This window comes from Amycolatopsis sp. SID8362 (assembly GCF_010550475.1).
GTDB classification, from domain to species: domain Bacteria; phylum Actinomycetota; class Actinomycetes; order Mycobacteriales; family Pseudonocardiaceae; genus Amycolatopsis; species Amycolatopsis eburnea.
Map to the genome: position 1 here is coordinate 1 of NZ_JAAGNB010000240.1, position 7,939 is coordinate 7,939.

7 protein-coding genes are annotated in these 7,939 nt (G+C 73.4%); 5 read left to right on the forward strand and 2 right to left on the reverse strand.

All coding sequences use genetic code 11. The features are described 5' to 3' along the window. Positions 1-124: 124 nt before the first annotated feature. Positions 125-844 carry a histidine phosphatase family protein gene (locus G3I65_RS08210; RefSeq protein WP_160695556.1) on the reverse strand — a complete coding sequence of 240 codons (720 nt, stop codon included), beginning with the start codon at positions 842-844 and terminating at the stop codon, positions 125-127. 82 nt (positions 845-926) lie between these two features. Here G3I65_RS08210 and G3I65_RS08215 point away from each other — a divergent pair, with 82 nt between their 5' ends. Next, a complete protein-coding gene (locus G3I65_RS08215) occupies positions 927-2,147 on the forward strand; it encodes a PP2C family protein-serine/threonine phosphatase (RefSeq protein WP_160695557.1) in 1,221 nt (406 codons plus the stop codon). Positions 2,148-2,168: 21 nt separating this feature from the next. On the opposite strand, the gene G3I65_RS08220 is transcribed toward G3I65_RS08215, so the two are convergent. After that, the gene (locus G3I65_RS08220) at positions 2,169-2,552 is read right to left on the reverse strand and encodes an STAS domain-containing protein (RefSeq protein WP_160695558.1); all 384 of its coding nucleotides are present in this window, start codon (positions 2,550-2,552) and stop codon (positions 2,169-2,171) included. A 167-nt stretch (positions 2,553-2,719) separates the two neighbouring features. Between G3I65_RS08220 and G3I65_RS08225 the strand changes: the two genes are divergently transcribed. The 4 genes from G3I65_RS08225 to G3I65_RS08240 form a co-directional block, all read left to right on the forward strand. After that, entirely contained in the window at positions 2,720-3,100 is a 381-nt protein-coding gene (locus G3I65_RS08225; RefSeq protein ID WP_160695559.1) for an STAS domain-containing protein, read from the forward strand. After that, positions 3,100-4,677 (forward strand): PP2C family protein-serine/threonine phosphatase, encoded by a 1,578-nt coding sequence (locus G3I65_RS08230; protein WP_160695560.1) that lies wholly within the window; start codon positions 3,100-3,102, stop codon positions 4,675-4,677. The genes G3I65_RS08225 and G3I65_RS08230 overlap by 1 nt, the downstream gene beginning before the upstream one ends. After that, positions 4,674-5,096, forward strand: a complete 423-nt coding sequence (locus G3I65_RS08235) for an ATP-binding protein (RefSeq protein ID WP_160695561.1) — start codon at positions 4,674-4,676, stop codon at positions 5,094-5,096. The genes G3I65_RS08230 and G3I65_RS08235 overlap by 4 nt, the downstream gene beginning before the upstream one ends. Before the next feature lie 80 nt (positions 5,097-5,176). Next, on the forward strand, positions 5,177-7,939 hold a 2,763-nt coding region (locus G3I65_RS08240; RefSeq protein WP_160695562.1), incomplete at its 3' end, for an ATP-binding protein.

Consider the following 7,939-nt stretch of genomic DNA (forward strand, 5'->3'; position numbering starts at 1 on the left):
GGCGGTGCCGGACAACGCGGGCGCGCCCGGCACGGTCCGGGCGCCGCCGACGACGAGCACGGTGCCGCGGTCGCCGGTGCCGATCCGCCGGTCCCGCACCAGGGCCGGGCTGATCGGCACCGGCTCAGGAAAGCTGTCGCGCGGCATCGTCGTCGGCCGTCGGCGGGGTGTCGGTGGCGTGCAGGTGCCCGACTTCCTGGGCGAGCACCATGGTGAACCCGCCGTCGCGGTCGCGCTCCCAGGACGTCACCGAGCCGTTGGGGACTTCGGTCGCGTCGGCGGCGCGGAGCAGGTCGGGCTCGGGCAGTCCTTCGAGGAGGTAGCGCAGGGCGAAGACGGTCATTTCGTGGGCCGCCAGCAGAACGCGCTTCCCGGCGTGCTCCGCGCTCAGCTCGTTCAGCAGGGAACGCAGCCGCAGCACGACGTCGGCCCAGGACTCCCCGCCCGGCGGGCGGTAGTAGAACTTCCCCAGCCGCCGCTTGCGCCGCAGCTCGTCGGGCCACCGCTCGCGGACGCCGTGGGAGGTCAGCAGGTCCAGGACGCCGAGTTCGCGGTCGCGCAGCCGTTCGTCGGGGACGATCGCGACGCCCTCGGGCGTGGCGAGCCGCGCGGTGTCCCAGGCGCGGCGGTAGGTCGAAGTGACGACGAGATCCGGCGGGTGCTCGCCGAACAGCTCCCCCGCCGCCTCGGCTTGTTCGCGGCCCAGTCGCGTCAGCGGGACGTCGGCGTCGCGCTCGGCGATGTCGATCACGTCCGCCCCGGCCGACTCCGCTTCCTCCCGGGCCACGTTCCCGGTGCTCTGCCCGTGGCGCAGCACGGCCACCCACTCCAAGTCGACGCTCACGACCGGATGACTACCCCGGGCAACCCGCCGTCGAAACCCGGGATGGTTAGGCCCGCGAAGGGGTGACGGCTAGGGTCGTTCCATGTCGCGAAGTCTCGACGCCCACGATCGGCTGCAGCAGCTGGAGGCGATCATCGGCGCCCCGGCCGCACACCTCGCGCTGGCACAGGCGATCGCCGAGACGTTGCAGCGCTTGCGCGAGGTCATGGCCGTCGACACGGCGACCCTGCTGCGGTACCAGCCCAGCGCCCGCCAGCTCGTGGCGTTCGCGGCGGCCGGCATCGAGGAAGAGGTCCACCAGGGCGTGCGGGTGCCGGTGGGCAGCGGGTTCGCCGGCCGGGTCGCGCTCGAACGGGTCCCGGTCATCCTCGACCACGTCGACGAAACCACCGTCGTGAACTCCCTGCTGTGGGAGCGGGGACTGCACTCGATGCTCGGCGTGCCCATGCTCGCCGGCAGCGAGCTCGTCGGGGTGCTGCACGTCGGCTCGGTCGAACACCGGCAGTTCGGCGAGCCCGAAGTGGCCATGATGCAGCTGCTCGCCGACCGCCTCGCGACGGCGATCCAGGTGGAAACCCAGGAAGAGAACCGCACCGCCACCATGGCGCTGCAGCGCAGCCTGCTGCCGAGCAACCTCCCCGAGGTGCCCGGGCTGGCCTTCGGCGCCCGGTACGTCCCCGGCGCGGAAACCGGCCTCGGCGGCGACTGGTACGACCTGTTCACCCTGCCGGGTGACCGGGTCGGCGTCGTGATGGGTGACGTCTCGGGCCACGGCCTCGACGCGGCCGTGATCATGGGACGGCTGCGCAGCGCCCTGCGCGCCTACGCCCTCGACTGCGAGAGCCCGGCCGAGGTGCTCGCGAAGCTCGACCGCAAGGCCAACCACTTCGAACACGGGGCGATGGCCACGGTCGCCTACGGGATCATCGGCCCGGGCCGCGAAGCGGTGACGCTGTCGCTGGCCGGACACCTGCCCCCGGTGCTGGCCGTGCCGGGCGAACCGGGCCGGCTGGTCGACGTGCCGGCGGATCCCCCGATCGGGCTGACGATCGGGCGGCCCGAACGCCGGACGTCCGTGGTCGGCCTCCCGCCGGAGAGCGTGCTGGCGTTCTACACCGACGGACTGGTCGAGCGCCGGGACCGGCCGGTGGACACCGGGATGGAGCTGCTGGCGGAGACCATGCGCGCCGGGGAGCCCGAGTGGGTCTGCGCGCAGGTCATGGCCGCGCTGATCGGCGGCCGGGCGGCCCAGGACGACGTCGCCCTGCTGGCCATCCAGCGCCTCGCCGTCCCGGCCGGCTGAAGCGCGACCGGGACGACGGGGTCAGGACCCGGCCAGTGCCGCTTCCCGGGTCGGGAACAGCGTGAGACTGTCCTCGAGGCCGGTCAGCTGGATCGGGCGCAGGGTGGCCCGGCCGGACGCGACGATCCGCACCGCGGTGTCCGCGGGGGCGTTGCGGTGGATCGTCAGCAACGCCGTCAAACCCGGCGACGCGAGGAACTCGACCCGGGTCAGGTCGACGACGACCACCGGCGGCGCGGCCGCCAGCACCTCGTCCGCGGCCGCCACGAGCGCCGGCGCCGTGGTCGTGTCCACGTCCCCGACGACCTCGACGACGACGGCACCGTCCTGCTCCGTCCGGGCGATCCCGAATTCCCCGAACGACACGGCGGCCGCCGTGGTTCCACTGTGGGTGTGCTCTGTCATGGCACGTACTCCTGCCTTCGGCACGCCACCGGGGTGTCCGGCGGGCGTGCGTGATCACGAAGGCTGTTTGCTCAACCGGTGTCAATCATGCCCGTCCTGGAGCCGCTCCGCCGCGCCAGCGGCCCGCCGACTTTCCGGCAGGCCCGCGAACAGGCAGGATGTGCGCCATGGCCGAAAGAGACGTGACCGGGGACGCACTCGGCGACGCGGTCGGCCCGGCCGGCTCGGTGGTGCTGGAGGACCGGGCCGGCGTCGCGGTGCTCCGCGTCGAAGGCGCTCTGGACCTCGCGCTGGCACCTAAACTCCGCCAATTGGCCGAACGCGCGACCCGGTCCCGGCCCGCGCTGCTCGTCATCGACCTCACCGACGTCACCTTCCTGGCGTCGGCGGGCATGGCCGAGCTCGTCCGGGCGCACCGCGGGCAGACCGCGGCCGCCCCGCTGCGGGTGGTCGCCAGCGGCCGGATCACCCTGCGCCCGCTGGAACTGACCCGGCTGACCGACGAACTCGCCATCTACCCCTCGCTGTCCGAAGCGCTGGCACGCTGATGCCGCCCGGCCCGGGGTCCGGAGAACTGCTGGAAACCGTGCGCCGCGCGTTCGTCGGCGGCGACGGCGCCCCGGCCGTCACCGGGCTCCGGCCGCTCTCCCCTGCCGAAGGGCGCGCGGTGCTGGACGGCCGGACCGCGGTGGCCGTGACCGACCGAGCGGTGCTGGCGGAGCTGGTGCCCGGCGAAGAGATCACGCGGGCCGTCGCCGTCGCCGACGGCGAGCACGGCACAGTGGTCTACACCACCGAGCGCGTCGGGGACCTGCCCGCGCTCGTCGCCGCCGCCGTCGAGGCCGCCACCGCCGATCTGGCCGCCACCGTCCGGCGGCTTCGGGGCGAAGCCGCGATGCTCGACGCGCTGCACTCGACCGGCCGCGAGCTGACCGCCCAGCTCGACATCGACCGCATCGTGCAGGACGCGACCGACGCCGCCACGAAGGCGACCGGAGCCGGCTTCGGCGCGTTCTTCTACAACCTGGTGAACGAGTTCGGCGAGTCCTACACGCTGTACACGATTTCGGGCGTGCCGCGGGAGAAGTTCACGCGGTTCCCGATGCCGCGCAACACCGACGTCTTCGCGCCGACGTTCGACGGCACCGGCACCGTGCGCAGCCCCGACATCACGAAGGACGCGCGGTTCGGGAAGAACGCGCCGTACCACGGGATGCCGGCGGGACACCTGCCCGTGTGCAGCTACCTGGCGGTTTCGGCGCTCAGCCCGACCACCGGCGAGGTGCTGGGCGGGTTCTTCTTCGGCCACCCCGAACCGGACCGGTTCACCGCCCGGCACGAGTACCTCGCCGAAGGCATCGCCGCGTACACGGCCATCGCGCTCGACAACGCCCGCCTCTACGAACGCGAGCGGACGCTGGCCACCGAGCTGTCCCGCAGCGTGCTGCCGGTCGCCCCGCCCACGCCGGGACTCACCGTGCTCACCCGGTACCTGCCCGCGGTCACCGGCAGCAAGGTGGGCGGCGACTGGTTCGACGTGATCCGGCTGCCGTCCGGCGGGACGGCGTTCGTCATCGGCGACGTCGTCGGCCACGGCGTCACGGCCGCGACGGTGATGGGCCAGGTCCGGACGGCGATCCGCTGCTACGCCCGGCTCGAACTGCCGCCGTCGGAGGTCCTGCGCCACGTTTCCGACCTGACCGGCGGGCTGTTCGGCGAGAGTTTCGTGACGTGTTTCTACGCGGTCCACCAGCCGGCCGACGGCACGCTGACCTTCGCGAACGCCGGTCACCTGCCGGCGATCCTGATCCGCCCGGGCGAGCCGCCCGAGCAGATCGGCGAGGCGCTGGCGCAGCCGCTCGGCGTCGGTTCGGTCTTCCCCCAGCGCTCCTGCGGGTTCCCGCCCGGCGCGGACCTGGTGCTCTACACCGACGGGCTCGTCGAGAGCCGCACCCGCGACCTCACGCTGGGCATCGAATGGCTGCTGGCGGGTATCCCCGGCCTGCTGGCCGCGACCGACCTCGAAACGGCATGGGACAAGCTGGTGCAGGAACTGACGCACGGACGGCACGACGACGACGTCGCGGTCATCCACGTGCGCCACCGCGGAGAGGACACCCCGTGACGGACCCCCTCCCTCCGGGAGCGCCCGCTCCCCCGGCGTCGTTCCACCGCCGCACCCCCGCGATCGCCGGCCGCCTGCCACACCTGCGCGAGGCACTGACCGAATGGCTGCGCGCGCTCGGCCTGAGCGAGGAACGGCAGGAGGACATCGTCCTGGCCGGCTACGAAGCGATGGCCAACTCGGCCGAGCACGCCTACCGCGACCGCGAACCGGGCTCGATCGACGTCCGGGCGGAGGCCCTGTCCGGGCGGCTCACGGTGACGGTCACCGACTACGGCACCTGGCGACCCCCGGCGTCGACGAACGGCCTCCGCGGGCGGGGGCTGCTGCTCATCGACTCGCTCGCCGACCTGAGCGCGCAGGTGCACCGCGAGGACGGGACCACGATCACCATGACCTGGCTGATCGACGAGAGCTGACGGTCACGCGTCAACTCGTCCCCGGCTGGGCACTCACCGGTCGAGTAGTTTCGTTCGGGGCCGCGTGAATCGGGAGTGTGATGAGCGTCGGTGAAGAGTCCGGCCGTCGCGCCGTGTTTCCCGGGGCCAGCCGGATGGCCGCCCGGATGCGGGACTTCGACTGGGCTTCTTCCCCGCTGGGCGACCCGTCAGGCTGGCCGGCCAGCCTGACGACCGCGGTCCGCATCTGCCTCACCTCCCGCTTCCCCATGATCGTCTGGTGGGGCCCGGAGCTGCGCTTCCTCTACAACGACGCCTACCTGCCGCTGCTCGGCACCAAGCACCCCGCGCTCGACAAGCCCGGTGCGCGCGTCTGGGGCGAGATCTGGCACATCATCGGCCCGATGCTCGACAGCGTGATGACCACCGGCGAGGCGACCTGGTCCGAAGACCTGCTGCTGCCGATGAACCGCCACGGCTACTGGGAAGAGACGTACTGGACGTACTCCTACAGCCCGGTGCACGACGACGAGGGCACGGTCCGCGCGGTCTTCACCGCGGTCACCGACACGACCGAGCGCGTTATCGGCGAGCGCCGGATGGCGACACTGCGCGAGCTCGGCAGCCGGACCGGGGGCGCCCGGACCGTCGGCGAGGCCTGCGAGCTGGTCACCGCCGTGCTGGGGCGGGCCGGTGCCGACGTCCCGTACGCCGCCATCCACGTCCGCGGCGAAGACGGGGAACTCGAGCTGGCCGCGGTCACCCCTGGCGGAGAAGGAGCAGGTCGGCCGGCTGTTTGGCCGCTCGCGGAGGTGCTCGCCGACGGCGTGCCGCGGACGGTGTCGGACGCGGAGTTCGGCGAGCTGCCGGCGGGCGGCTGGTCCACGCCGCCCACCGAGGCCATGGTGCTTCCGCTGCCGGGCGACCCCGGGAACTCCGCGACGGGCGTGATCGTGCTCGCGGCGAGCGCCGGGCGCGCGCTCGACGAGTCCTACCGGACGTTCCTGAGCCTGGTCGCGCAGCAGACGGCGGCCCTGATCAACGGCGCGATCGCCTACCGGCTGCAGCAGCGGCGGGCCGAGGAGCTGACCGCGCTGGACGCGGCGAAGACGACGTTCTTCGCCAACATCAGCCACGAGTTCCGCACCCCGCTCACGTTGATCCTGAGCCCGGCGGCCGAACTGCGGGACGCGCTCAGCGACGCCGACGAGCGGATCCGCGAAGAGGTGGCCGTCATCCACCGCAACGCGTTGCGGCTGGGCCGGCTGGTGAACAACCTGCTCGACTTCTCCCGGATCGAGGCCGGCCGGATGCAGGCCCGCTTCGAGCCGGTGGACCTGGCGGCGTTCACCGCGGAGCTGGCGAGCCTCTTCCGCGCCGCCGCCGAACGGGCGGGGCTCGCGTTCGAAGTGGACTGCCGTCCGCTGGGCGAGCCGGTGCACGTCGACCGCGGGATGTGGGAGAAGGTCGTCTTCAACCTGCTGTCCAACGCCGTCAAGTTCACCTTCGACGGCGCGATCCGCGTGACCGCCGGCCTCGACGGCCGGGACGCCGTGGTCGCCGTGTCCGACACCGGGACCGGCATCGACGCCGCCGAGCTGCCGCGCCTGTTCGAGCGGTTCCACCGGATCCCGACGGCGCGGGCCCGCTCGAACGAGGGCAGCGGGATCGGCTTGGCGCTGGTGCGCGAGCTCGTCGGCATGCACGGCGGCACCATCGCCGTCGAGAGCGAGCCCGGCGCCGGGACGACGTTCCGGATCCGGCTGCCGCTGGGCACCGGGCACCTGCCCGCCGACCAGCTCGCCTCGGAGCCCGTCGCGGCCGGGATCGCCGCGGACACCGCGGAACCGTACGTCCAGGAAGCGCTGCGGTGGCTGCCCGAAGCGGACCAGACCACGACGTCCGCGCCGGCCACGGCCGCCGGCGCCCGCGTGCTGATCGCCGACGACAACGCCGACATGCGCGACTACCTCGTGCGGCTGCTGCGGGACGACTACGCGGTCACGTCCGTGCGGGACGGCGTGGAGGCGTTCGAAGCCGCGTCCGCCGAGCCGCCCGAGCTGATCATCAGCGACGTGATGATGCCCCGGCTGGACGGCCTCAGCCTGCTCGCCCGGCTGCGGAACGACCCGCGCACGGCCGCCGTGCCCGTGCTGCTGCTCTCGGCGAGGGCCGGGCAGGAGGCCGCCGTCGACGGGCTGGCCGCCGGGGCCGACGACTACCTCGTGAAGCCGTTCTCGGCGCGGGAGCTGCTCGCCCGCGTCCGCACGACCGTCCAGCTGGCGCGGCTGCGGTCGCAGCACGCGCGGTGGCGCGCGGCGCTGATCGAATCCCTGCAGGAGGGGTTCTTCGTCAGCGACGCCGAGGGGCGCGTCGTGGAGATCAACGCGGCGTTCACCGAAGTGCTGGGCGCCGGCCCGGAGGGACTGCCCTACGCCGAGCCGTTCCCGTGGTGGCCGGACCCCGGCACCGACCCCGACGCCCACCGCCAGGTCGTCGCGGCTTTCGACGGGGCCCGGACCTCGCCGGCGGGCAGCTTCGTGGTGCCGCTGCGGCACCGGGACGGGCACCGCGTGTGGGCCGCGATCGCCTACAACGCGCTGCACGACGACGAAGGCCGCCGCCGGCTGGTCGGCACGGTCCGGGACGTCACGACCGAGCGCTACGCCGTGCAGCGCGAGACCGCGCTCGCCGCGATGAACCAGCGCCTCACCGGGGTCAGCGGGGTGCCGGAGGTGCTCCGCGCCGCGCTCGAGCTGGTGCGCGAGCTGTGGGCGGCCGAGCGGGTCCTCACGGTGACCTGGCCGGGCGACGGCGAGCCGGAGATCGCCTCGACCGACCCCCGCGACCGCCGCTGGACCGAT

Excerpts from the sequence above, each read along its gene's own strand:
- G3I65_RS08215 (WP_160695557.1), top strand. The coding sequence starts at position 927 with ATGTCGCGAAGTCTCGACGCCCACGATCGGCTGCAGCAGCTGGAGGCG.
- G3I65_RS08225 (WP_160695559.1), top strand. The coding sequence starts at position 2,720 with ATGGCCGAAAGAGACGTGACCGGGGACGCACTCGGCGACGCGGTCGGC.
- G3I65_RS08230 (WP_160695560.1), top strand. The coding sequence starts at position 3,100 with ATGCCGCCCGGCCCGGGGTCCGGAGAACTGCTGGAAACCGTGCGCCGC.
- G3I65_RS08220 (WP_160695558.1), bottom strand. The coding sequence starts at position 2,552 with ATGACAGAGCACACCCACAGTGGAACCACGGCGGCCGCCGTGTCGTTC.